Source organism: Bradyrhizobium sp. SEMIA, assembly GCF_014844175.1.
Classification (GTDB): Bacteria; Pseudomonadota; Alphaproteobacteria; order Rhizobiales; family Xanthobacteraceae; genus Bradyrhizobium; species Bradyrhizobium arachidis.
In genome coordinates this window covers 5,689,260-5,714,390 of record NZ_CP046601.1, presented here as the reverse complement: position 1 = coordinate 5,714,390, position 25,131 = coordinate 5,689,260, and the positions used below count along the sequence as shown (strand labels likewise).

Sequence of the window (25,131 nt, the reverse complement as noted above, 5' to 3'; positions counted from 1 at the left end):
TCATCATGTTCGTGTTCGTCCTTCTGTCGGTAGAAGGCATGGCGCAGCTTTGGCGCTATGTGCGTAACGCGCGGATTCCCGTTGCAACCGAGACGTTCCAGGTGCGCTCGTTTACACGGCTTGTAGACGACGCTCGCCACGTTACAGCAGTTCCGGATTCAACAAATCCGAATTATGGAAATGGCTGGGGAATTTCGACCGATGCATATGGCTTTCGCCGCGGCGCACAGCGGACCGAGCCAAATTGCCCCAACGTCGTGTTCATCGGGGATTCCGTTCCATTCGGGTATGGCGAGCCTGACAACGCATCGATGCCCAGTAAACTGTTCGAACGTTTGCAGAAGGCGAATGACGCTCGATGCGTCATCAATGCGGCAATTCCATCCTATTCGTTGTTCCAGGCCGTTGCGCGCTTCGAGCACGAGATCGCGGGCAAGTTCAATGTAAGCGCGCTCTACCTTCAATTTTTCGATCCTGCGACGCAGTTTTCGCGCCTCGGCGCGGACTGGCGTCCGGAAGTTGACTGGACGACCGAAGCAGTGCTGGTCAAGAAGAAGTGGCAGCCCATTGCTTCAGTTGAACTGATCCGTGATCAATTGCTGCGTTTGGACGTGATAACCCCAATTGACGAGCAATCGCTCAACCGGTACCGGCTCGAAATTCGGCAAGCGCTGGAGCGCTTACATGATCTGGCCGTCCGGGCCGGCGTGAAGCAGCTCATCGTTGCGCCGATCACCGTGCCATACAGCTCGTATCAGAGGTGGCCTCCAGCACTTCGTTCCGCGATCGATGCGGCGAACGATGAAACCAAGCAACTCTCCGTCAGGCACACGGACACAAGCTTTCTCGACACGATCGGGCTCTTGAGGAACTATCCGGAAGACGACGTGTTCGTCGACAAATGTTGTCACCTGACTGAACGAGGCAACGATTTGGTCGCTGAACAGGTACAGCGGCTTATTGCTTCCGAGCGTCGACAGTAACCGTTCAATCTGGTGGCAGGTCTAAATTGTAGCTCTGCTTTAGGCTTGGATCCTGGTCCTGCTTTCTCAGGACGCAGGTTCCGACCACCAGCATGTCGAGCTCGTTGCCCATGAAGCAGCGGAAGGCATCTTCCGGCGTGCAAACAATCGGTTCGCCACGCACGTTGAAGCTGGTGTTGACCAGAATTGGGCATCCCGTGAGGCTTTTGAAGCGGACCAGCAGACGATGAAAGAACGGATTTGTGTCGGCGCTGACCGTCTGGATGCGGGCGGAGTAGTCGACATGCGTCACGGCGGGGACGCTCGACCGCACGATATTCAGCTTGTCGATGCCGAAAAGTGCCTGCTCGTCTTCGCTCATTGCAAGACGTCGGTCGTTCCTGACGTCAGCGACGAAAAGCATGTAGGGGCTGTCGCTATCTAGTTCAAACCAGTCGGCGACGTCTTCGCGGGTCACCGCAGGTGCAAACGGCCGGAAGCTCTCGCGATATTTTACCTTGAGATTTAGGTTCTTCTGCATCGAAGCGGAGCGCGGATCGCCAAGGATCGATCGTGCTCCAAGCGAGCGCGGTCCGAACTCCATTCTGCCTTGGAACCATCCAACCGCGAGTTGGTCGGCGAGCGCTGCCGCGGTCGTCTCGATCATCGCTTCTTCGGTCAGGACGTCAAAGCGCGCACCAACGGCGCACAGCCGCTGCTCGACCTCGTCTTGCGAGAACTCAGGTCCCAGAAAAGCTCCCGACATACCGTCGCCAGCCACAACGCGACGCGGCTGTTGCTTGAATTGGTGATAAGCGGCCAGGGCAGCTCCAACTGCCCCTCCGGCGTCTCCGGCGGCGGGCTGAATCCACACGGAATCGAACTTGCCGTCACGCAACACCTTGCCGTTCGCGACGCAATTGAGCGCAACGCCCCCTGCAAGGCATAAATTGCGCGCGCCGGTTTGGCTGGCAAGGCTGCGGGTCAGACGGAGAACGACTTCCTCGAGGACTGACTGGATCGAGGCTGCGATATCCATGTGGAACGGGGTGAGCAACTGATCGGGTTCGCGGACAGGCTCGCCAAAAAGCTGAGCGAACCGTTCGTTGGTCATCGTCAGCCCGGTGCAATAGTCGAAATACGACATATCGAGGCGAAACGATCCATCGGCCTTCAGGTCTATCAGGGAGTCGAGAATGCGCTGAGCGTATTTTGGCTCGCCATAGGGCGCGAGCCCCATCAGCTTGTACTCGCCGGAATTGACCTTGAAGCCCGTGTAATAAGTGAAGGCAGAGTAGAGCAGGCCGAGCGAGTGCGGGAAATGGATCTCCTGAAAAATCTCCAGGCGGTTGCCATCGCCGTGCGCCGCGGAGGTCGTGGCCCATTCTCCAACGCCGTCCATCGTCAGGACCGCGGCCTTTTCAAACGGCGATGGAAAAAAGGCCGATGCCGCGTGGCTCAGATGGTGCTCGGCGAACAAGAGGCGATCGAGAGCGAACTCCGGGTCGAATTCAGCCAAATGCTTCCGTAGCAGGCTTTTTTGAAAGAGCTTCTCTTTCAACCAAAGCGGTAGCGCCATCTGGAAAGAGCGGAACCCGCTCGGCGCGAGTGCGACATAGGTTTCCAGAAGCCGCTCGAACTTGAGGAACGGCTTATCATAAAACACCACATGATCGATGTCGGATAGCTTTGCTCCCGATATCTCCAGGCAAGACGCTATTGCGTGCTGCGGAAACGCGGCGTCATGCTTTTTCCGTGTGAAACGTTCCTCCTGTGCGGCCGCAACGACACGGCCGTCATCGACAAGTGCTGCTGCACTGTCATGGTAGAAAGCCGAGATGCCGAGGATCCGCATTCCTAGAACAGGGTATAGATGAAGGGAGCGACGACCGACCCCTTGGCCAGGATGGCCAGGCCACCGAATATGACCATCATGACCAGGATTGGCAGCAGCCACAATTTCTTCCGGACGCGGAGAAAGCGCCAGATCTCGGAGACGAAGTCGAGCATTAGAATTGATCTCGCATGCTTTCGGGCGCGGGACCGGGCGTCCGGCGAATCCAGTAGCTCTCCGCGCCCGCGTCGCGGTTCAGGCGCAGCGGGTCCTTGCCGCGCAAGCGCATCACCAGGCCGGTAGGCAGGATCGCACCAAAAAAGATGAGCCCCATCACAATCGGGTTCACGATCTTATGCAGAAGCAAGCCGAGCTTCATCCAGGCACGATTGAGTGGATGCAGCATCGCCGGACGAACGATTGCGAAAAGTGCGAACACTGCGGACAAAGCCGAGGTCCATGGCCACAAGTGGCCGGAGTGCCAGACGTTGAGAAGGCTGACGACCGCGAGAGCAGCGGCCATCACCCATCCAAAAGACCGATCAGAGCCAACAACGAGTTTCTCCTTTTGGGAGAGAGGTTCGTGAGTGGTTTGTCTCACCGCTTGATCCGAGCCCATCTTTAGGTATCAGAAATCGTCTGAATACCGCAAAAGTAGCCCATTCCATAGAAGGATGTGTCGAGTCAATCCAACAATGGCGGGCGGTACAGCGCCTATTACGGGAGCTCTCGGCAATGTCCATGGTAACGTGGAGGTTTGCCGGTCTCGGCAAAGCGGCGTCACGGTCGCGAGCTGAGGGCGGGCAGCGCGACCACGTCGGAATAATCGCATTTGCGCAGCTGTTTTGCCCGACGCGTCAATCGGCCTTTTCGGGATGCGCAGGGTGGGGCGCGTAGGGTCTTGATCCGACACGCGCGGGTCACGCTGGCCTAGTAGGGATACCATTGACCGCGATAGCCGCTGCCGGCGAAGGCATGGCGCGGGTTTATACCGCAATAGGCGTTCGTACCCGATGCGGTTGCCATGCACTGCTCGTAGGTTGCGAATTGGCAGTTGCCGGGGTAGCCCCATATCCGCCCCTGCAAGCAGTAGAGATCAGCTGGGCCGCTCTGGGGAATGTAGCCTTGGCGATATTGCCGTGCGGTCGTAGGCGAGATCGAACCAGCCGATACCAGAATTGAGCCAGCTGATACAATCGCGAGAAGCAGGCGAGTGATGTTCATATTCACCTCCTGATTTGGTCTCGCCAATCGAATTTGAGTGGCGCCTTCGGACAATGTCCACAGTGTCGCAGCTCGCGTCCCGTTGCAGAATGTCTCCGGTTCTTGGTCCAACCGGTGCCATTGCGAGAAACAGGCACACGCGCTTGTCTTCCCGGACGACCAATATGAGCTAGCGGTCGCGCTTGACTTCGCAAGTCCAGTCCGGCCCTGAAAAGACCTGCCCGCCGGCGATCGCCAGGCACCGGTCAGGCGAGAGGCGGAAAGGCAAGCGCCGCAACGCGAGGCGGGCAACTCCGTGGCGGATTTTCCGAAGTCGGCAGAATGCCACTGTTTTGCCCGACGAGTCAAACGGCTTTCCGCGGCGGATGAGAAAAAGCGTTGTGCCAGCTCGACTTAGCTACTGTGCATGGGGTTGTTTTCGATATTTGTCTGAGCGCCCTGCCGGCAAGGCGGATGGCTTCGAGTCCAACTCGGTTTGTCACCACTAAAGTCCTGAATAAGCGGACATTTCGGTTTGGCCGGGCCCCCCGGTGGGGGTGAGGGGGCGGAACTCTTTCCTCACCGTCGCGTTGTCTCGCCATGACTGAAGACCTTTCCTACCGACGCAAACCCCTGACCCCTGAACAGCGCCAGGCGCGCGATGCGGCGCGCCGGATCGAGGCCGAAAAGGCCATGCGCGATCATGAAGAGGCGCAGAAGGCGTTTTACGCCAACAAGGAGCGGCTCAAGGCCGAACGTCTTGCGCGCGAGGCCGCCGCCGCGAAGGCCTGACGGATCCCACGCGTCGCGCCGAAATGGCTCTCGATGAGATCTTGCGGCCGGTGCCGGCGCCAGTGCCGGCCATCGCCCCGTGCTGCGCTCAAAGCGAGCTCGAGCGCCTCGCTTGCCTCGGCTGCGATGCGGCAATCATTCGCGACATCGAGCAACCGGCTGCGCGCGAGGTCCAGGGTGGAGAGGGCCGCCTGCCAAGGGCATATCCGGTCAAGCCGTCGAAACTCCCGCAAGGTCGCTGTTCAAGCGTCAGCGCTCGATCTTCCCGCCATGCAGGGAGAGGCTTGACGGCGTTTGGCTTCCGCCGGAAGCTTCAGATGATCCCGAACTGACGTGAACCCACGGAGACGATTGCTCCCAGCCAGTTTCGATCCTCTTGACGCGAAAACGAGATGGAGCTGACCATGACCACGTTCGACAAGCGCGAGCAGGGCTTTGAAGCCAAATTCGCCCACGACGAGGAGCTCATGTTCAAGGCCGCTGCGCGGTCCAACAAGCTGCTCGGGCTGTGGGCCGCAGGCCAGCTCGGGCTCAGCGGCGATGCGGCTTCGAATTATGCGACGGCGCTGGTGACGGACAGTCTGGGGAGCCAGACGATCGACGAGGTCGTGAACAAGGTCTCGGGCGATCTCGCCGCCAGAGGCGTGGCGCGCGAGCAGGTCGCGGCCAAGCTTCAGGAGTGCCTGCACCAGGCGCTCGCGCAGCTCGAAGCAGACAAGCAATAGGCCCGGCCTTTGCGCCTCACTCGGCGTGCCTGCGCATGCCGGAATCGCTGAGCTTGTCGACATAGGCGATGCCGAGCGCCGAGACGATGAAGGTGATGTGGATCAGCACCTGCCACATCACGCCGGTCTCGGTGAAGCCGGCGCGGCTGGAGCCGAGATTGCCGGCCTCGATGAAGGTGCGCAGCAGTGCGATCGAGGAAATGCCGATGATGGCCATGGCGAGCTTGATCTTCAGGACGCTCGCATTGACGTGGCCAAGCCATTCCGGCTCGTCGGGATGGCCCTGGAGGTCGAGCCGCGAGACGAAGGTCTCGTAGCCGCCGACGATCACCATCACCAGCAGGTTGGAGATCATCACGACGTCGATGAGCGCGAGCACGCTCATCATGATCTGCTGCTCGGTGAGGTCGAGCGCGTGCCAGGACAGATGCCAGAGCTCCTTCAGGAACAGCGCGATGTAGACGCACTGCGCCACGATCAGTCCGAGATAGAGCGGCAGTTGCAGCCAGCGCGAGCCGAAGATGATCATCGGCAGGATGCCGAGACGCGGCGCGGGCAGGGAATGTGGGCCAGTGTTGGGCTCAGGCTCAACCGACATTCAGGCAGTATCCTTGCGAGCGAAATGACCTTGCATTCATGTACCCCGGCAAGATGGCCGGTGGAAGACGCGAGGCCGGGGCTGCCGTTCGCGGACCGTGACGTCTCGTGTTACCCTGCCGGCGGCCGCAGTACAGGCGATCTGGATCGGGAGGGCGGGCGTGTCCTGGAATGGATTTGGCAAGGCAGTGGGCGGGATTGTGCTCGCGGCCGCGGTCCTGGTTGGCGCCGGCGCCACGGACGTTGCGGCAACGCCGCTGACGCCGTTTCGCTACGAGGCGCAGGCGCAGCGCCATTGCCCGCACGACCAGGTGGTCTGGCTCGATTTCCGCAAGGGCGTCTACTACGGCAAGGGCCAGAAGCGCTACGGCCAGGGTTTCGACGGCAGCTTCGTGTGCCGGAGCGAGGCCCGCGACAGCTTCTATCGCCGCTCGCTGCTCGGCCTGCGATGAGCGGCGCGTGATTCGGATGTTCGGCCGACGCCGGTTATTTCTGGTTCGGCAGCTTCACCGGCACGTGCGGGGAGGAGCTAACGGTTCGGGGGCTGCCGTCGGGGTAAATGCGGTCGCCGCGGATCAGAGATTCCAGAACAAGAAAAAATTTCTCTGCAAGCATTTGCGTCACCCTCGTTGGTGATGGCCTCTTGAAATTAAGTCGAGGCGCCGCGCGTAGGAATTCAATCAACTAAACGGGAGAGGGGCTATGGCGGGCAGCAGCTGCATGCTGCGTCGCGGCGTAATCGTGGTCGGAAAAAGCGAAACTGCGATCGCGCTCAGCCGAAGGCGAGGGCCACAAGGCTCGAGCAGAGAAGGACCAAGCCACCGGCTGTCAGCACCAAGAAGCTATCCGATACCAGATCATGGTTGCGCATGGGACACCTGCCACTCTCGTTTTCGATGCTCGGTCGGATTGATTAAAAATGTCCGAACGTGCCGCCCTTGAAAGAGGTGATGCTTGCCGACCGCGCGAGTGCCTCAGGCCCTCGTGCGGTAACCTTCAAACGCATGGGCCAGGAAGATCCCCGCGCTTACCAGACCCATCAGTGCCGAAACCGTCTCGATCATCGTTAAATTCCAATCCGCCCCTGCCAGCCGAGAAGACGCGGGCGCCTTGCACAGTCAAAAGAATTCCAGGGCGGCGCGCGACAATGGGGGTGGAGTGAGGTTTTGGCGCAACAGCATGTCCAGCCGTGGCACAGCAAAGGGCGCCTGCGGTCCGTAGATCAACGGGGAGAAGCGAACGCCCCGTTTACCATTCCGCTGTGATCGCCGCGGGCTCCCCATTTCCGCCGTGTTCGGGTTGCGTTATCCTTACTGCTCCGACGCGGTGGTGGGCCGCTTCGGATTTGAAGGACCGGACAGCGCTCCCCCGTAGCCAAAGCGGGTTGGGTACGCCTCCGGCGAAGTGGTATTTGGGGCACATGGGGATCCGACGGTCAGATTCGGTTTTGCGGGCCGCGCGCGGTGTTGCGGCAGTCGCAACCTGCCTCGCGCTCGCCAATTGCGCCTCGTCCAACAAGTTCGCCAGCCGCGTCGATCCGAAATACGGCGTGTCCTCGAGCCCGCGCGTCGTGGCCTGGGGCGACCCGGTCCCGAAGGGCGGCGGCACCTACCGCGTCGGCAAGCCCTATGTCGTGGCGGGCAAGACCTACGTGCCGGAGGAGGACGTCAACTACCGTGCCGAAGGCATGGCGTCCTGGTACGGCGATGATTTCCACGGCCGCCTGACCGCCAACGGCGAAGTGTTCGACATGGGCTCGCTGACAGCGGCGCATCCGACGCTGCCGATGCCGTCCTATGCGCGGGTCACCAACATGTCGAACGGCAAGTCGCTGATCGTCCGCGTCAACGACCGCGGTCCCTATCACGGCAACCGGCTCATCGACGTCTCGAACAAGGCTGCCGAACTGCTTGAATTCAAAGGCAATGGCGTCGCCAAGGTCCGCGTCGAATATGTCGGCCGGGCACCGCTCGAAGGCTCCGACGACCGCCAGCTGATCGCGACCTTGCGGACCGGCATTCCGGCGCCGTCGCCGTCCATGGTGCGGGTCGCGTCCGCTAGGCCATTCGTGCCGGAATTGCCGTCATCGAGCCGCGGCGCCATTCGCGGCGAGGTCCCGATGCCGGAGGGGCGGCCCTACAATCTCGGCAACACCTCCGCCGACATGGCCTCGCTCAATGCGACCTCGGAGATGTCGGCCTCGAGCCGCAGCCGGGGCCGGGCGCTCCAGAACGCGCGCGCGGTGTCCTATGACGAGAACGGCCGCTATGCGACCGAGAGCGCTGCCAATACCTCGGACGGCGCTGCCGAGGCCCGCAGCATCCTGAGCGGCCGCGGCCTCTACTGAGCCGCGCTCTCCTTCAAGAACTTCACCAGCGCGGCGTTGACCTCGTCGGGGCGCTCCTGCTGCACCCAGTGCCCGGCGCCGTCGATGATCAATTTGCGCTGGAGGTTGGGCAGCACGCGCTCGAGCTCGTTGATGCGCTTGGCGCCGATCAGGCCGGTGATGACGGCGTCCGTCGAGCCGGCAATGAAGAGCGAGGGCTGGCGGATCTGCGCATCCTGCCAGGGCGCCGTCAGCTCCCAATTGCGGTCGAGGTTGCGATACCAGTTCAGCCCGCCGCGGAAGCCCGACTTGCGGAAGCTCTCGGTGAAGGTGGCGAGATCCGCCTCGCTGAGCCAGTCCGGCAGCGGCTCCTCGCTGGTCGCGTGGCCTAGAAAGCCCTTGCCCTCCTGCACGAACATCGCGGCGCTGGGATCGGCAAGGCCGCGGCCGCCGAGGACGATGCGCATGGTGCGGGCGACGTCGAGCTCGAACTCGGCCTCGGCGACGCCGGGCGTCTGGAAATACTGCCAGTAGAAATTGGTGATGCCGCCTTGGCGCAACAGATCGAGCGGCCTGCCGCGGCCGCGGAACGGCGGCGGCACGCTCAGGCCCGCCACCGCCGTGAAGATCTCAGGCCGGAACAGCGCCGCATGCCAGGCGACCGGCGCACCCCAGTCGTGGCCGACCACCATCGCCTTGGTCGCGCCCAGCGCCTGCACGAGGCCGACGACGTCGCCGACCAGGTCGAGGATGGAATAGGCGTCGATCTCGGCCGGCGCCGCGCTCTGGCCGTATCCGCGCATGTCGGGGGCGACGACGTGAAACCCGGCGGCTGCCAGCGCCGGGATCTGGTGGCGCCAGGAATAGGAGAGCTCCGGCCAGCCATGACACAGCACCACCAGCGGTCCCTGGCCGGCTTCGCGGATGAAGAGGTCGATGCCGTTGGCCTTGATCACGCGGGTGGAGGACATCGCTTTTCCGCCTTGTTTCAGGGGTTTGGTCGTCAAACATGAGGTGCCACGATAGGGGCGTGGCGCGAATCGTGCAAACTCGGGTGCCGGCACCCAGCCGCGTGTTGTTCGCGCCGGTTCCAACTGTTAGAACGCCGCTCTCAGGGCTTGGCCATGGCATTTCGTCTCATTCCGCTCCGTCGCAGCCGGTGCACCACCGGAGCGCTGGCGCGTGGGCTGATCGCGACAGTTTTGGCGGCGAGCGTCGGCTGGGGCGGGATTCTCCACGCCGCCAACCAGAGCGTGCAGGGCGCCAAGAAGACGGAAGAGGCCGGCTTCGACGGCGATGCGCCGACCGCGATCCTGATCGAAGCCTCCAGCGGCAGCGTGCTGTTCGAGAAGAATGCCGACGAGCTGCGCGCGCCCTCCAGCATGATGAAGCTGATGACGGCGGAAGTCGTCTTCAACGCGATCAAGAAGGGCGACGTGAAGCTGACCGACGATTATCGGATCAGCGAGAATGCCTGGCGCAAGGGCGGGGCGCCCTCGGGCGGCTCGACCATGTTCGCCGCGATCAACAGCAAGGTCTCGGTCGACGATCTCCTGCATGGAGCGATCATCCAGAGCGGCAACGATGCCTGCATCGCGCTCGCCGAAGGCATCGCCGGCAACGAGAAGATCTTTGCCGCCGACTTCATGACCAAGCGCGCCCGCGAGCTCGGCATGACCAGATCGACTTTCGGCAACTCCAACGGTCTGCCCGACCCCGGCAACAAGATGACCGTGCGCGAGCTCGGCATCCTCGCCCGCCACATCATTCTCGACTTCCCCGAATTCTACAAACTGTTCGGCGAGAAGGAGTTCACCTGGAACAAGATTCGGCAGCCCAACCGCAATCCGCTGCTCAATTCGATGGAAGGCGCCGACGGCCTCAAGACCGGCTACACCAAGGAAGGCGGCTACGGCATGGTCGGCTCGGCCGTGCAGAACGGCACGCGGCTGATCGTCGTCGTCAACGGGCTCGAAGACCCCGAGGATCGCGCCACCGAAGCCAAGAAGATGCTGGAATGGGGCTTTCGCAATTTCGAGACGCGGACATTGATCGCGGCCGACCAGCCGGTCGGCTACGCCAAAGTATTCGGCGGCGAGAGCCGCTCGGTGAAGCTGGTGGCCAAGACGCCCGTCAAGGTGATGGTGCACAAGAACGGCAGCGACAAGCTGATCGCGCGCATCGTCTATAGCGGCCCGGTGCGCGCGCCGGTGCAGGAAGGCCAGCAGGTCGGCGTGGTCAAGGTCTGGCGCAGCGGCAACATCGCGGTGGAGACGCCGGTCTATGCGGCGGAGGCGATCGGCACCGGCTCGACGATGCGGCGCGCGATCGACGGCGCCAGCGAGCTGGTGATCGGCATGTTCCGCGCAGGCGCCGAGAAGCTCTGATCATGAGTGAGAGCGCGGTCAAGCGGCCGTCCGGACGGGGACGCTTCATCACCTTTGAAGGCGGCGAGGGGACGGGCAAGTCGACCCAGATCAAGAAGCTCGCCGACCGCCTCAAGGCGGCGAGGATGCGGATCCTCGTCACGCGCGAGCCGGGCGGCTCGCCGGGCGCCGAGATCATGCGCCATCTGGTGCTGTCGGGCATGGGCAAGCTGCTCGGGCCCGAGGCCGAGACGCTGCTGTTCGCGGCCGCGCGCGACGACCATGTCCGCACCCTGATCGAGCCCGCGCTCAACCAGGGCGCTTGGGTGCTGTGCGATCGCTTCGCCGACTCGACACGCGCCTATCAGGCAGTCTCGGCCGCGTTCCGGCCGGGCTGATCAACGCGATGGAGCGGGTCACGATCGGCGATCTCAAACCGGACCTCACCATCATCCTCGATTTGCCGGTCGAGATCGGCCTCGAGCGCGCCGCCGCGCGGCGCGGCAGCGGCACGCCTGACAGGTTCGAGGGCGAGAAGCTCGCTTTCCATCAAGCCCTGCGCGAGGCCTATCGCAAGATCGCCGCGGACGAGCCCGGACGCTGCGTGCTGATCGACGCTAATTCCGACCTCGACACGGTCGCTGGAAGAGTCTGGGCCGCAGTCCGCGACCGCCTCCTTCCCACGCCGGCTTCGGTGATCTCAGCATGAGTCCGCGCCAGGCCGAGCGCGAGACGGCCATCCCGCATCCGCGCGAGACATCGAGGCTGTTCGGCCATCGCGAGGCCGAAAGCGCATTGCTGACGGCCTATCGCAGCGGTCGCATCCCGCACGCCTGGCTGATCGGCGGGCCGCAGGGGATCGGCAAGGCGACGCTAGCCTATCGCATGGCGCGCTTCGTGCTTGCGCACGGCCAGCCGCTGGCGTCTTCCGTGCAGCGCGCCGAGGATCTCGCGATCGATCCTGATGACCCCGTGGCGCGGCAGGTCGCCGCGAGCTCGCATGGCGGCCTGTTGACGCTGGAGCGCACCGCCAACGACCGCGGCGTGATGCGCACCGTGATCACCGTCGACGAGACGCGCGAGACCATCGGCTTTTTCGGCTCCACCGCGGCCGCCGAAGGCTGGCGCGTCTGCATCGTCGACACCGTCGACGAGCTCAATCCGAATGCGGCCAACGCGCTGCTGAAAATCCTGGAGGAGCCGCCGCAGCAATCGCTGTTCCTGCTGGTGAGTCACGCGCCGGCGCGCGTGCTTGCCACGATCCAGTCGCGGTGCCGCAAGCTGCGTCTGCGGCCGCTCGCCACCGATGACGTGATCGGCGCGGCAGCTCTCGCGGCTGACCTCGATGCGAACGATCCGGCGCTGCGCGAGGCGGCGGAGGCTTCGGAGGGCGGTGTTGCGCGCGCGCTGACACTGCTCGGTGGTGACGCGCTCAAACTCCAGCAGCGCACGGCGGCACTGCTTGCGCGTCTGCCCCAGGTCGATCCGCGCGAATTGCACGCGCTCGGTGATTCCCTCGGCACCAGCGACCGTGTCGCGCTCGCGGCCTTCATCGACGGCATCGATCGCTGGATCGCGGAACGCCTGCATGCGGACGAGGCCAGTGCCAACCAGAACCTGCCGCGCCTTGCGCGCCTAGCTGAGGTATGGGAAAAGATCGTCCGCGCCGCGCGCGACACCGAAACCTACAATCTGGAGCGCAAGCCCTTGGTTTTCTCGGTGTTCGGCTGGCTGGCGGACGCAACGCGCTAGAGCATGATCCGGAAAAGTGCGGAGCGGTTTTCCGAAAGGATCATGCTCAAAACAATAACCGAACGCAGGTTCGTTTCCAGATTTTGAGAAGCCGGTAAAGGAATTCGTCGTGGCAACGCGAGCTAAGAAAACTGCCAAGGGCAAGAGCAGCAAGAAGACTGCGAAGAAAGCCACGAAGAAGGCTGCGAAGGCGCTTGCGCGCAAAGGCGCCCGGAAGGTCAAGAAGACCAAGAAGGCTGCCGCCAAAAAGGGTGTGAAGAAGACGGCGAAGAAGGCCGGAAAGAAAGCTGCGAAGAAGCAGGCCGTCGCAAAGAAGGCAGTGAAGAAGGCTGCCAAAAAACCGGCCAAGTCTCCGGCGACGAACAAGGCTCCGGCAAAGAAGGTGGCCAAGAAGGCGGCGGTGACTGCGCCCGTCGCGACCGCCGCACCGGCTCCCGTCGCCACGCCGCCGAAGGCTGTGAAGCCGAAGGTGTCGAAGCCCAAGGTATCGAAGCCTGAGGTATCGAAGCCTGAGGCACCGCCTGCGCCGAAGCCCGTTGCCGTTCCGCAAGCTGCCGCGCCCGCAGTCGCTGCTGCGCGCGATAACGTCTTCTACATCACGACCGCGATCGCCTATCCCAATGGCCAGCCGCATATCGGCCACGCCTATGAGGCGATAGCCACCGACGTGCTGGCGCGCTTTGCCCGGCTCGACGGCAAGGACGTGTTCTTCCTGACCGGCACCGACGAGCACGGCCTGAAGATGGTCCAAACCGCGCAGAACGAAGGCCTGACACCGGCCGCGCTCGCGACCCGCAACGCCGGCCGGTTCAAGGAAATGGACGAGCGGCTGAACGTGTCGTTCGACCGCTTCATTCGCACCACCGAGGAGCAGCACCATCGCTCGACCCAGGAGATCTGGCGGCGCATGGAAGCGAACGGCGACATCTATGCCGATACCTATGCCGGCTGGTACTCCGTGCGCGACGAGGCCTATTACGCCGAGGACGAGACGCGCCTGAACGACGACGGCGTGCGGCTCGGGCCGCAGGGCACGCCGGTCGAGTGGGTCGAGGAGAAGAGCTATTTCTTCCGCCTGTCCGCCTATCAGGACAAGCTTCTGAAGCTCTACACGGACAATCCTGATTTCATCGGCCCGGATGCGCGTCGCAACGAGGTGATGAGCTTCGTCAGGAGCGGTCTGCGCGACCTCTCGATCTCGCGCACGACGTTCGACTGGGGCGTCAAGGTGCCCGGCGACGAAGAGCACGTGATGTATGTCTGGGTCGATGCGCTGACCAACTACATCACCGGCGTCGGCTTCCCCGACGAGAGCGACAAGAACTGGCGCTATTGGCCGGCGGACGTGCACATCATCGGCAAGGACATCATCCGCTTCCACGCGGTGTACTGGCCGGCATTCCTGATGTCGGCCGGCATTCCCGTGCAGAAGCGGGTCTATGCCCACGGCTTCCTGTTCAACAGGGGCGAGAAAATGTCGAAGTCGGTCGGCAACGTGGTCGACCCCTTCAATCTCGCCGACCAATATGGCGTCGATCAGATGCGCTATTTCTTCCTGCGCGAGGTGCCGTTCGGACAGGACGGCAACTACAACCATGAGGCCATCGTCGCGCGCATCAACGCCGATCTCGCCAACGATCTCGGCAACCTTGCGCAGCGCTCGCTGTCGATGATCGCCAAGCAACTCGGCGGCGTGCTGCCTGAGCCCGGCGAGTTCAGTGACAACGACAAGGCAATTCTGGCGTTGGCCGACGGCATGGTCGCCGCATCACGTGAGGCGATGGCGACGCAGCAGATCCATCAATGGCTCAACGCGGTGTGGGCGGTGGTCGCGGAAGCCAACCGCTATTTCGCGGGCGAGGCGCCGTGGGCGCTCGCCAAGACCGATCCTGCGCGGCAGAAGACGGTGCTCTATGTCACCGCCGAAGTCGTGCGCCAGATCGCGATCCTGGCCCAGCCGGCGATGCCGACCGCGTCCAGCCTGTTGCTCGACAGCCTCGGCATCCCCGCTGGTGAGCGCGATTTTGCGATGCTCGGCGGCGACAAGCGGATCGCGCCTGGCTCGACGCTGCCCGCGCCGACGCCGGCCTTCCCGCGCTACATCGAGCCGGCGGCGTAAGGCGTTCATTCGATGTTGGTCGACAGCCACTGCCATCTGGATTTTCCCGACTTTGCAGAAGATCTCGACGGGATCGTGTCGCGTGCGCGTGCGGCCGGAATCGGCCGCATGGTCACGATCTCGACGCGGGTGAAAAAGCTTGACCAGCTTCTCGCCATCGCCGAGCGGTTCGACGACGTCTACTGCTCGGTCGGCACACACCCGCACAACGCGGATGAAGAGGACGGCATCACGCCGGACGAGCTGATCGCGCTGACGCAGCATCCCAGGGTCGTCGCGCTCGGCGAGGCCGGGCTCGACTATTTCTACGACAACGGCTCGCCCGAGGCGCAGGCGAGGGGCTTTCGTGCCCACATCGCCGCGGCTCGCACGACCGGCCTGCCTCTGGTGATCCATACACGCGAGGCGGATGAGGATTGCGCCCGCATCTTGGAAGAGGAGGCGGCCAAGGGATCGTTTGGCGCCGTGCTGCATTGTTACACCGGCGGGCGTGATCTGGCGCTGAAGGCGGTGTCGCTCGGGCTTTATATCGGCTTCACGGGCATCCTGACCTTCAAGAAGTCGGAGGCCCTGCGCGCGCTCGCGGCCGAACTGCCGTCGGACCGTATTCTGGTTGAAACAGACTCGCCCTATCTTGCGCCCGGCAAGTTCCGGGGCAAACGCAACGAGCCGGCCTATGTGGTCGAGGTCGCCAAGGTGCTCGCCGAGACGCGCGGCGTGTCGCTCGAGGAGATCTCGCGCCAGACCACCGACAATTTCTTCCGCCTGTTCTCCAAGGTGAAAGCGTAAGATTGGGAGCCGCATGACGCTGACGCTGACGATCCTGGGTTGCGGCTCCTCCGCCGGCGTGCCGCGCCCGGCACTCGGCTGGGGTGCTTGCGATCCCAACAATCCCAAGAACCGTCGCCGCCGCTGCTCACTGATGGTCGAGCAGGCCGGCGAGCACGGCACTACGCGGATCGTCATCGACACCTCGCCTGACCTGCGCGAACAGCTCATCGACGCCAATGTCGATCACATCGATGCGGTCTTCCTGACCCACGAGCATGCCGACCAGACCCACGGCATGGACGATCTGCGCTCGGTCGTGCTCCATATGCGCAAGCGCATTCCGACCTATTTCAATCAGTCGACCGCGAAAGACATCATGGCGCGGTTCTCCTATTGCTTCATCTCGCCGGAGGGCAGCGACTATCCGCCGATCCTGACGCGGCATTCCATCGAGGCCGGCGAGAGCCAGACCATCTTGGGGAAGGGCGGCGCGGTGAAGATGACGGCCTTCCTGGTGCAGCACGGCCAGATCCCCGCGCTCGGCTATCGCATCGGCAACGCGGCCTATACGCCTGACCTCAACGACATCCCGCGCGAGAGCTGGGGGGCGCTGGAGAACCTCGATCTCTGGATCGTCGACGGATTGCGCTACATCACCCATTCCAGTCATTTCAGCATCAATGACGCGCTGTCCTGGATCGAACGCTTCAAGCCGAAGCGCGCCGTCATCACCAACATGACCGCCGATGTCGATTACGAGGTCATCAGGCAATCGCTGCCCGCGGGCGTCGTGCCGGCCTATGACGGGATGCGGTTGGAGACGCACTAAAGGCAGCGGGTCGGATGTAGCTCCTGACGCGCATGTCCGGCGCGGGCAGGATCACCAGACGTAGCGCAGAACGGCCCTGCCGGTGTAGGAGCGCACGAGGCTCGACAGCTCGCTGTCGACATTCGCCGACGCGGACCAGCCCTTCATGTCTCGCAGCTCGAGCGAGACGCCAGACAATGCCGAGTTCGGCGCGACTGCAAATGCCGTGGTGCCCGCGATCAAGCCCTGGGAAGAGACGGCCTGGAAGACCGCCGGCATCGATCGAGCCGCGCTGAAATCGTGCGCCCAGGCGAGACGGCCGCGCAGATCGAGCAGGCCGCCGGCGACGACGAACGACGTGCTCGCGCGCAGGCCGAGCTCGCTGCGAGTGTCGGTGAAGCTGTCGCTTCCGGATGAGGTCGCCGAGCCGTCAACCATGTAAGCCGACTGGTTGGCATTGGCGGCAAGGCGGAACATGGTGAACTGACCGGCCGCGTAAGGCGTGATGCCGAGCCATGGCGTCGCGAAGCGATAGCCGCTCTCGATGCGGCCCGAATAGGCGTTGGCGTTGGTGGCTGCGCTGGCCTGATCGGTGCCCGCCGGCGTCACCTGATAATCGCCCGTGATGGCCTGCCAGCCATAGGCGAGCGCAGTCGCGACATAGGCCGATCCAACCGAATGCCTGACGAAGGTGCCGGCCTGGAACAGATCGGAGCGGCCGCTCGAGAAATTATTGACGAAGCCGGTGCCGCCGCCGGCGAGTGCAAAGCCCATCCGCGTCTGCGGCGAGAGAGAATAATCGGCGCCGACCACCGTGCCGAAACTGCGGCTGGCCGAGCCGCTGCCAGCGGTCGACACTTGTGAGCCGCCGAAGCCGGCAGCCCAGACACTCCAGTGCGGCGCCGAGAGCGAGGGCTTGCCGTAGGTCGCTGCATAGGCCTCGCGTCCGATGCCGCCATGCGTGCGGTCGTTTCCGATCTCGGCGTAGGCGGCGAGCTCTGCGTCCAGTTCGGCAGGGCCAATCCCGCGCCCGTCAATGGCGGGATCGAGCAGGGTCTGCGTGAACTGGGTCATCGCAAGGAACGTCGCCTGGGCCGTCTCGGTTTGCGCAGCGTTGCCGTTGGAACCGGCACGAAACACCTGCAGCATGCCGAAGCGCGCAGTGGAAACGCCCGCCGGATCAGCGCTGCCGACGTAGTTCGGCGGCATCCCGCCGCCGCCATTACCGTTGCCGAGAGGCGCGCCGCCGCCCCCCGATATCAGCTGCGGGCCACCGTACATGGCGCCACCCATGTACATGGGACCGCTCATATACATGGGGCCGCCCATACCGACGCCAGCATTGCTGACGATGTTGAAATTGACGACGTTCGCCGGCCCGTTCGGGCCCGAGCCAAAATTCTCGGTCGCCCCGAAGGCGCCGAACTCGCGCATGACCTGTGCGTCAGCCGCGCGCGGCAGCAGCAGTCCAGCCGTCAATAGCAGCAGCGCCAGACGCGCACGCACGTCGATGCTCACGACACCAGCCGCATGAAGCGCCCCAACCGCGCCGGTCGCCGGCCGCGCAGCCCGCGCGGCGAATCATGTGGAAGCAGCGAATCCGACTGGAGCGAAACGTAAATGCGTCTCTAACGTTTTCCAATCTTTTCCTGACGTGTCGCGATGTCTTCAAACGTACACAGTCGGTTTCGCGACAACACGCAATCGTCACGCGAACGCAGCTTTATTTCCGAATGTTTCTGCGCGGGGACGGCCTCAGGCCGAGATCGCCTTCGCCGAGCCGACTTCGTTGCGCAGCAGGAATTTCTGGATCTTGCCGGTGGAGGTTTTCGGGATCGGTCCGAACACGACGGCCTTCGGCGTCTTGAAGCCGCTCATTTGCGTGCGGCAGAACGCGATGATGTCGGCTTCGGTCGCGCTCGCGCCGTCCTTCAGCTCGATGAAGGCGCACGGTACCTCACCCCATTTCGGATCGGGCTTGGCGACCACGGCGGCGAACAGCACGGCAGGGTGCTTGTAGAGGACGTCCTCGACCTCGACGGACGAAACATTCTCGCCGCCGGAGATGATGATGTCCTTCGAGCGGTCCTTGATGGTGACGTAGCCGTGCTCGTCGAGCACGCCGAGATCGCCGGTGTGAAACCAGCCGCCCTCGAATGCTTCCTGGGTCGCCTTCTCGTTCTTCAGGTAACCCTTCATCACGATGTTACCGCGGAACATGACCTCGCCGATGGTCTCGCCGTCGCGCGGCACCTCCTGCATCGTCTGCGGATCGATGACGGTGACAGCTTCCTCGAGCGGGTAGGGCACGCCCTGCCGTCGCTTCATGCGTGCGCGCTCGGCGGCGGGAAGCTCGTCCCAGCCGGGCTGCTCGGCGCAGACGGAGGCGGGGCCGTAGACCTCGGTCAGGCCGTAGACATGCGTCAGCTTGATGCCGATGTTTTCGGCGCCTTCCAGCACCGCGACCGGCGGCGCAGCACCGGCGATCAGGCCGACGACGCGGCGCGCGGCATTGCCGGTTGACGTTTCCCTGGGCGCATCGGGTGCGTTGATCAGCGTGTTGTAGACGATCGGCGCACCGCACATGTGGGTGACGCCGTGCTGCCTGATCAGCTCGAAGATTTTCGTCGGCTCGACCTTGCGCAGGCAGACATTGATGCCGGCGGCCGCCGCGATGGTCCAGGGAAAGCACCAGCCGTTGCAGTGGAACATCGGCAGCGTCCAGAGATAGACCGGATGCTGGCCGAGATTGCCGGCGAGGATGTTGCTGACGGCGTTGAGATAGGCGCCGCGATGATGGGTGACGACGCCTTTGGGATTGCCGGTCGTGCCCGAGGTGTAGCTCAGCGCGATCGCATTCCATTCGTCGCTCGGCGTGATCGCCGTGAAGTTCGGATCGCCTTGCGCGACGGCAGCCTCGTACTCGATTTCGCCGATGCGCTTGCCGCCCTTGAAGGCGGCATCATCGACGTCGATCACGAGCGGCTTCGGTCCGCTCATTTGCGCCAGCGCATCGGTGATCACGCCGGAAAATTCGGGATCGACCAGGATGATCCTGGCGCCGCCATGATCGAGCTGGAACGCGATCGAGGGCGCATCGAGGCGGATGTTGAGCGCGTTGAGCACGGCGCCGGTCATCGGCACGGCAAAGTGCGCCTCGTTCATCGCCGGGATGTTCGGCAGCATCGCCGCGACGGTGTCGCCGACGCCGATGCCCTTGCCGGCGAGATATGAGGCAAAGCGCTTGCAGCGCTCAAAGGTCTGCGCCCAGGTGAAGCTGCGGCCCTCATAGACCGTGCTGACGTGATCGGGATAGACCGCGGCGCTGCGCGCGAGGAAGCTGAGCGGGCTCAGCGGCACGTAGTTGGCGGGGGTCTTGTCGAGGCCGATATCGTACTGGTTCTGCCGCTCGCTCATCGACACCTCCTCAAACCACGTCAAAGGAATCCAATCGAGATCCAGGGGAAGATCGCGACGATGATCAATCCCACCAGCAGCGCCAGCAGATAGCCCCAGATCGGCCTGATGCCTTCAGCCGGATCGACGCGTCCGATGGCGCAGGCGGCATAATAGCCGACGCCGAAGGGCGGGGCGAACAGGCCGATGCCCATGGCCAGAATGATTACCATGGCATAATGCACCTCGTGCACGCCGACCGCACGGGCGATCGGAAACAAGAGCGGCCCGAACAGCACGATTGCCGGAATGCCCTCGAGCACGCTGCCGAGAATGGTGAAGGCGAGGATCGAGACGGCGATGAAGGTCGCAGCTCCGCCCGGCAAGCCGGTCATGGCGGATGCCAGCGAGCGCGAGAAGCCGGACTGGGTCAGGCCCCAGGCCATGCCGGTGGCCGTGCCGATGATCAGCAGGATCGCACCGGACAGCGCCGCAGTCTCGACCAGCATCGGAAACAGCCGCCGCCAGTCGAAGCGGCGGTAGACGAGGAGGCCGACGAGGGCGCCATAAACGATGCCGATTGTGGACACTTCGGTCGCGGTGGCGATGCCCTCGACCACGGCGTAGCGGATTACGAAGGGCAGCGCGAGTGCGGGCAGGGCGACAATGAAGGTCTTGCCGATCTCGCTACCCGTCGCGCGGCGGACATGGCTCATGTCCTCGTGGCGGTAGCGCCACCACACCAGCATGCAGAGCGTGACCGCGAGCACGACGCCGGGCAAGAGGCCGCCGGTGAACAGGGCGGCGATCGAAACGCCGGTGACCGAGCCGATCGCGATCAGCACGAGGCTCGGCGGGATGGTTTCGGTCTGTGCGCCGGTCGCAGCCAGCAGCGCGACGAGATCGCCGGGCTTGGCGCCGCGCTGCTTCATCTCCGGGAACAGCACCGGCGCGACCGCGGCCATGTCGGCGGCCTTGGCGCCGGAGATGCCGGAGACAAGGTACATGGCACCGACCAGCACGTAATGCAGGCCGCCGCGGACGTGGCCGAGTAGGCTCGCCAGGAACGCCACCATGGCTCGCGCCATGCCGGTCATCTCGATCAGCAGGCCTAAGAACACGAACAGCGGCACCGAAAGCAGGATGAGGTGGCTCATGCCCTCGTCCATCCGCCCGACCAGCACCATGACCGGCGTGCGCGTCGTCAGCGCCAGATAGCCGAAGATCGCAAGGCCAAACCCGAACGCAATGGGAACGCCGCCGAACACGCAGAAGCCGGCGACGCCGACGAAGAAGATGACGAGGTTGAGATTGCCGAGCGGCCGTAAGTAAGGCTGCGCCAGCCAGAACAGGCCGACGACGATGGCCACGGACAGCGCGGCCATCAGCACCATCCGGTAATCGGCCGCGCGCACGAGCCGCAGCAAGGCAAACGCCGCCATCAGGCCGATGCCGGCCGGCAGCGCCGCGGCGCGCCAGATGTTCGAGATCTGGAGCGCCGGCGTGGTGATGAAGCTTTCCTCGTAGGCGTATTCCCAGGACGGCCAGACGATCAGCACCAGGAACGCCAGCGCCGCGCAGACCGCGACCAGATCGAGCCAGGCCCGCATCGCCGGGCCCGCGCTGGCGACGACCGCGGTCATGCGCATGTGCTCGGAGCGGCGGAACGCCACCGCCGCGCCCAGCATGGCGAGCCACAGGAACAGGATCGAGGCGAGCTCGTCCGACCAGATCAGCGGCCGATGCAGGCCGTAGCGCGCGACCACGCCGGCAAATAGGATCGCGATCTCGGCGACGACCAGGATCGCCGCCGGGATTTCGACGAGGAGGCCGAGCCAGCGCTCGAGCGATGCCAGCAGCGAAGGTCGGCGAGGGGACTGAGCAGCAGCCTCGCCCGTAACTTCGTTCGCTTCGACCCCGACATGAGCCATGACGGCTCCCAACGCGTTACGACAGCTTGCCGACGGCCTTTTCCAAGAGGTCCCAGGCCTGGTCGCCATACTTGCCCTTCCACTCGGCATAGAAGCCGGCGGAGCGCAGCTTGTCGCGGAACGGCGCCACAGCGGGCTGGTTGAAGGTCAGACCCTTGCCCGCGAGCTCCTGCTGGAGATTGGCGTTGAGCTTGGCGGTGTCCTCGCGCTCCTTCACCGCGGCGGCATTGATGTGCTTGGCGACGATGGTGCGCACGTCTTCCGGCAGCGCGCTCCAGGCTCTGCGGTTGGCCAGGAACCAGAAGCCGTCCCACATGTGGTTGGTCAGCGAGCAGTACTTCTGGACCTCGTACAGCTTGGCGGTCGAGATGATCGCAAGCGGATTCTCCTGGCCTTCGACGATCTTGGTCTGCAGCGCGGAATAGACCTCGCTGAAATTGATCGAGGCGGGCGCGGCGTCGAACGCCTTGAACATCGAGGTCCACAGCGGCGACACCGGCACGCGGATCTTGAAGCCCTTGAGGTCGTCAGGACCGTTGATCGGCTTGCTCGAGGAAGTGGTCTGGCGGAAGCCGTTGTCCCAGATCTTGTCCATGACCTCGAGGCCGGCCTTCTTGATCTCGCCGCGGACATGAGCGCCGAGATCGCCGTCCATGGCTTTCCAGACCGTGGCGTAGTCCGGGAACGCGAAGCCGATGCCGTTGATCGAGGCTGCCGGCACCAGGGTCGACAGGATCAGGCCCGACAGCGTGAAGAACTCGACGCCGCCGGAGCGGATCTGGCTCAGCATGTCGGTATCGGAACCCAGCTGGTTGTTCGGGAAGATCTGGAGGTCGAACTTGCCGTTCGTCTCGCTCTTGATCGCCGCCGCCATCTCGCGGGCGCGGACGTTCAGCGGATGGGTGTCCGGCAGGTTGTTGGCATATTTGTAGGTGAACTCGGCGCTCTGGGCGCGGGCCACATGGGGCGCACTGAGGCCGCCCAGGACCGCGGTCGCGGCGGAGGCCTTGAGAAGCGTGCGTCGGGAAAAGCGCGTCGAAAAGACCATGGGTCTGCTTCCTCGGAAGGTTTGTTGTTGTTCTGAGATGCAAACCTATACGGACGGACGGTCAGAAGGTCATCTGCGATCTCGCGAGGCCTCGCTTATTGCAGCCGGACATCATCACGGCAATATCGGCTTTCGGCACAGGCGCCGGATTCAAAATCTGAAAAACAACCCCATGCACAGTAGCCGTCAAGCGCTGAGGCCATGGTCGAGCCGGAAGCCGGAAAACGCGCCGGAGCGAAGGCATGGTGTCAGGAATTCCGCCTAAATATTTGATCTAATTACGTATAAATATATTCCATAATATACCTTATGCGAATTGTGGATATGGGTGTACGGGCTGGTGCCGCTGTGGCGATTGACCCAAATTGGGTCTGACGGGCCCTACTCTGAGTCTGGCTGCGGAAGTTGAGTCTGGCGGGCAAACAGGAGCCGCGAAGCTTTAGAAGCCCGTGGGATTCGGGTCGCCATTCGGCAGACCGGCGGCCTATGCCCAAGCGCTTTGAGGCGGGCAGTTCCGGCTGGAAATTCCGCCGGCGCGCAGTGGCCGCACAAGTTATGCAGCGGGCGTCAAACAGCACCCTGCTCCAGCCGCCTTTCCAGGGGCTCGGCATTTCGGGTGAAGAACACGACGTCAGGCGTAACGCTGGCCTAAGAGCTTCGGTTGTTCTCAGAATCCCGCTGTCACTCGGGGAGGCCTGCCTTTTCCAAACCGCTGATGTAAAGATCGGACATGCGCTGATCCCGAAACACGCTGCTGCGGGAGTTCCGAAGACTCGAACTCGGCTGAGCTTGCAGGAGATCGACGATCGCGGCGCGAGCCTCGTTCAAGCGACCAAGGTGTGCGAAGGCTGCGGCTCGGTAGCGGCGCGCGACGTTGTGGGTCGGCACCTCCGCCAGGATACGGCCTGTGATCGCCACGGTCTCCTCGAAGTGGCCAGCAAAGAAGTGGGCCACCGCAAGCCCGAGCATTGGAAAATAGCTCTTCGGATCGATCGGGCTCAACCGCCGCGCCTCTTCGAACTGCTCGATGGCTTTGAGACTCTCCCCAAAATAGTTGTACACCCACCCGCAAAACGAACGGACATGAACGGAGTTTGGGTGGATCGCGAGAGCACGGTCCGCAAGCTCGAGGGATTGCTCGAACCGCACGCCAACCGTCGAATAGGCCCAGGCCGCAATGGCAAGAATCGTGGCGTTCGCGGGATCAAGGGTGACGGCTCTCGCCGCGAGGTCGGCGGCTTCGGCCGTTGCAGCCGATTTGTTCGCCACCCAGCCGTTGAGCGTCATTCGTACCAGGCACTCCGCAAGGGCCGCGAGCGCTTCCGCGTAGGCTGGATCGAGCGCCACCGCGCGACGCAGCAGGGTTTCAGCCTCCACGAACCCCTCTCGCGTATAGGCGTTTATCGGGGGGAGCGCGCGGAGGAGCAGGTCGTAGGCGTCCAGGTTGTCCGTCGGCTTCCGCTGGGCGCGCTCAATCTCGGCCAGGCGAACGCTTGGTTCGATCGCTACCACCACCGAAGCGGTGATCCTGTCTTGTAGATCGAAGATGTCCGCGAGATCCCCGTCGAAGCGGTCAGCCCAGAGATGGCGCCCCGTTGCGGCCTCGATCAACTGTCCCGAGATTCGGACCCTCTGTCCCGCCTTCCGGATCGAGCCTTCGACGAGGTAGCGCACACCGAGTTCGTGCCCGACTTGGCGAGCGTCAACGGGCCTGCCCTTGTAGATGAATGACGAATTGCGAGCGATGACGAACAGCCATCGCGTGCGGCTTAGGGCTGTGATGATGTCCTCAACGATACCATCCGCGAAATAGTCGGTCTCATGGTCGCCCCCGAGATTCTTGAAGGGTAACACCGCGAGAGAGGGCCTCTCCGCCTGGGACCGACCCGTTGCGGAGCCAATCGACCTCTCCGCGGCGGCGCTCCCATGGTTCGCCTTTCCCCCGATCAGATAAGCTCTGACGGGGCGCTGGATGTTCTTGAGATCCCGCTCGCCGAGGTCGACGACGTCGTGATTCAATCTGTTGCGAACTTGATCGTATGCGGCGGCTGAGATGCAGATGCCATTTGGGGCCGAGATGCTTTCGAGCCTGGCCGCGATGTTGACCCCGTCCCCCATAAGGTCGCCATCGTCTTCTTCAATGATCTCGCCGAGGTGGATTCCGATGCGAAACTCGATGCGACGGTCAGCTGGCAAACCCGTATTGCGATCCGGCATGGCCGCATGGATGTCGAGCGCACAACAGACGGCGTCGCTCACGCTTCTGAATTCGGCCAAGAAGCCGTCGCCCGTCCACTTGAACTCGCGGCCGTGGTGGGCTGCAACGGTTGGATCGAGGTGTTCGCTCCGAAGTGCCCGAAGCCGCGCCAGCGTGCCATCCTCGTCCGTGTTCGTCAGACGACTGAAGCCGACGACATCAGCGGCAAGGATCGCGGCGATCTTTCGGATTTCGGCCATACCGTGCTCCGTGAAGCTAAAGGTGGGGCTTACCACGCCTTTCT

The 25,131-nt window shown here is 63.5% G+C and carries 21 protein-coding genes and 1 pseudogene; 11 read left to right on the top strand and 11 right to left on the bottom strand.

Features of this window, described 5'->3' with window-relative positions; all coding sequences use genetic code 11:
* Positions 1 to 5: 5 nt before the first annotated feature.
* Entirely contained in the window at positions 6 to 983 is a 978-nt protein-coding gene (locus FOM02_RS27875) for an SGNH/GDSL hydrolase family protein (protein WP_141263139.1), read from the top strand.
* Between the two features lie 4 nt (positions 984 to 987).
* Here FOM02_RS27875 and FOM02_RS27870 read toward each other — a convergent pair whose 3' ends face one another.
* The 4 genes from FOM02_RS27870 to FOM02_RS27855 form a co-directional block, all read right to left on the bottom strand.
* Positions 988 to 2,817 (bottom strand): carbamoyltransferase, encoded by a 1,830-nt coding sequence (locus FOM02_RS27870; RefSeq protein WP_027558097.1) that lies wholly within the window; start codon positions 2,815 to 2,817, stop codon positions 988 to 990.
* Between the two features lie 2 nt (positions 2,818 to 2,819).
* Positions 2,820 to 2,972, bottom strand: coding sequence for a DUF5989 family protein (locus tag FOM02_RS27865; protein ID WP_092217276.1), 153 nt, complete (start codon positions 2,970 to 2,972; stop codon positions 2,820 to 2,822).
* Positions 2,972 to 3,415: an SxtJ family membrane protein gene (locus FOM02_RS27860; RefSeq protein WP_035729744.1), complete on the bottom strand. Its 444-nt coding sequence runs from the start codon at positions 3,413 to 3,415 to the stop codon at positions 2,972 to 2,974. The genes FOM02_RS27865 and FOM02_RS27860 overlap by 1 nt, the downstream gene beginning before the upstream one ends.
* Positions 3,416 to 3,726: 311 nt before the next feature.
* Positions 3,727 to 4,014, bottom strand: a complete 288-nt coding sequence (locus FOM02_RS27855) for a DUF3551 domain-containing protein (RefSeq protein ID WP_035731236.1) — start codon at positions 4,012 to 4,014, stop codon at positions 3,727 to 3,729.
* A gap of 585 nt (positions 4,015 to 4,599) precedes the next feature.
* On the opposite strand from FOM02_RS27855, the gene FOM02_RS27850 reads away from it, so the two are divergent.
* Entirely contained in the window at positions 4,600 to 4,791 is a 192-nt protein-coding gene (locus tag FOM02_RS27850; RefSeq protein ID WP_027558095.1) for a hypothetical protein, read from the top strand.
* Between the two features lie 404 nt (positions 4,792 to 5,195).
* Positions 5,196 to 5,516, top strand: a complete 321-nt coding sequence (locus FOM02_RS27845) for a DUF1476 domain-containing protein (protein ID WP_027558094.1) — start codon at positions 5,196 to 5,198, stop codon at positions 5,514 to 5,516.
* Between the two features lie 16 nt (positions 5,517 to 5,532).
* Here FOM02_RS27845 and FOM02_RS27840 read toward each other — a convergent pair whose 3' ends face one another.
* A complete protein-coding gene (locus FOM02_RS27840; protein ID WP_027558093.1) occupies positions 5,533 to 6,114 on the bottom strand; it encodes a TIGR00645 family protein in 582 nt (193 codons plus the stop codon).
* A gap of 160 nt (positions 6,115 to 6,274) precedes the next feature.
* Between FOM02_RS27840 and FOM02_RS27835 the strand changes: the two genes are divergently transcribed.
* Together FOM02_RS27835 and FOM02_RS27830 are read left to right on the top strand one after the other, a co-directional pair.
* Positions 6,275 to 6,565 carry a hypothetical protein gene (locus FOM02_RS27835; RefSeq protein WP_027558092.1) on the top strand — a complete coding sequence of 97 codons (291 nt, stop codon included), beginning with the start codon at positions 6,275 to 6,277 and terminating at the stop codon, positions 6,563 to 6,565.
* A gap of 968 nt (positions 6,566 to 7,533) precedes the next feature.
* Positions 7,534 to 8,460: a septal ring lytic transglycosylase RlpA family protein gene (locus FOM02_RS27830; RefSeq protein WP_051377889.1), complete on the top strand. Its 927-nt coding sequence runs from the start codon at positions 7,534 to 7,536 to the stop codon at positions 8,458 to 8,460.
* Here the strand turns inward: FOM02_RS27830 and FOM02_RS27825 are convergent.
* Positions 8,454 to 9,410 (bottom strand): alpha/beta fold hydrolase, encoded by a 957-nt coding sequence (locus FOM02_RS27825; RefSeq protein ID WP_027558090.1) that lies wholly within the window; start codon positions 9,408 to 9,410, stop codon positions 8,454 to 8,456. The two genes, FOM02_RS27830 and FOM02_RS27825, sit on opposite strands and share 7 nt — an antisense overlap.
* Positions 9,411 to 9,563: 153 nt before the next feature.
* On the opposite strand from FOM02_RS27825, the gene FOM02_RS27820 reads away from it, so the two are divergent.
* The 6 genes and pseudogenes from FOM02_RS27820 to FOM02_RS27795 all read left to right on the top strand — a co-directional run bounded on the left by FOM02_RS27820 (position 9,564) and on the right by FOM02_RS27795 (position 16,276).
* Positions 9,564 to 10,826, top strand: coding sequence for a D-alanyl-D-alanine carboxypeptidase family protein (locus FOM02_RS27820; protein WP_027558089.1), 1,263 nt, complete (start codon positions 9,564 to 9,566; stop codon positions 10,824 to 10,826).
* A 2-nt stretch (positions 10,827 to 10,828) separates the two neighbouring features.
* A pseudogene (gene tmk / locus FOM02_RS27815) lies at positions 10,829 to 11,514 on the top strand (dTMP kinase).
* Positions 11,511 to 12,557 (top strand): DNA polymerase III subunit delta', encoded by a 1,047-nt coding sequence (locus FOM02_RS27810; RefSeq protein WP_027558087.1) that lies wholly within the window; start codon positions 11,511 to 11,513, stop codon positions 12,555 to 12,557. The pseudogene tmk and the gene FOM02_RS27810 overlap by 4 nt, the downstream one beginning before the upstream one ends.
* Before the next feature lie 109 nt (positions 12,558 to 12,666).
* Positions 12,667 to 14,676: a methionine--tRNA ligase gene (gene metG, locus FOM02_RS27805; protein WP_084334145.1), complete on the top strand. Its 2,010-nt coding sequence runs from the start codon at positions 12,667 to 12,669 to the stop codon at positions 14,674 to 14,676.
* Positions 14,677 to 14,688: 12 nt separating this feature from the next.
* Positions 14,689 to 15,465, top strand: a complete 777-nt coding sequence (locus tag FOM02_RS27800) for a TatD family hydrolase (RefSeq protein WP_027558085.1) — start codon at positions 14,689 to 14,691, stop codon at positions 15,463 to 15,465.
* Positions 15,466 to 15,478: 13 nt separating this feature from the next.
* Entirely contained in the window at positions 15,479 to 16,276 is a 798-nt protein-coding gene (locus tag FOM02_RS27795) for an MBL fold metallo-hydrolase (RefSeq protein WP_027558084.1), read from the top strand.
* A gap of 51 nt (positions 16,277 to 16,327) precedes the next feature.
* On the opposite strand, the gene FOM02_RS27790 is transcribed toward FOM02_RS27795, so the two are convergent.
* The 5 genes from FOM02_RS27790 to FOM02_RS27770 form a co-directional block, all read right to left on the bottom strand.
* Positions 16,328 to 17,773 (bottom strand): autotransporter outer membrane beta-barrel domain-containing protein, encoded by a 1,446-nt coding sequence (locus FOM02_RS27790; RefSeq protein ID WP_051377891.1) that lies wholly within the window; start codon positions 17,771 to 17,773, stop codon positions 16,328 to 16,330.
* Between the two features lie 237 nt (positions 17,774 to 18,010).
* A complete protein-coding gene (locus FOM02_RS27785) occupies positions 18,011 to 19,672 on the bottom strand; it encodes an acyl-CoA synthetase (RefSeq protein ID WP_027558083.1) in 1,662 nt (553 codons plus the stop codon).
* A gap of 20 nt (positions 19,673 to 19,692) precedes the next feature.
* On the bottom strand, positions 19,693 to 21,582 hold the full coding sequence (locus FOM02_RS27780; protein ID WP_265440257.1) for a TRAP transporter large permease subunit: 1,890 nt from the start codon (positions 21,580 to 21,582) through the stop codon (positions 19,693 to 19,695).
* Between the two features lie 16 nt (positions 21,583 to 21,598).
* The gene (locus FOM02_RS27775; RefSeq protein ID WP_027558081.1) at positions 21,599 to 22,630 is read right to left on the bottom strand and encodes a TRAP transporter substrate-binding protein; all 1,032 of its coding nucleotides are present in this window, start codon (positions 22,628 to 22,630) and stop codon (positions 21,599 to 21,601) included.
* Between the two features lie 681 nt (positions 22,631 to 23,311).
* Positions 23,312 to 25,087, bottom strand: coding sequence for an adenylate/guanylate cyclase domain-containing protein (locus FOM02_RS27770; RefSeq protein WP_027558080.1), 1,776 nt, complete (start codon positions 25,085 to 25,087; stop codon positions 23,312 to 23,314).
* Between the last annotated feature and the right edge of the window lie 44 nt (positions 25,088 to 25,131).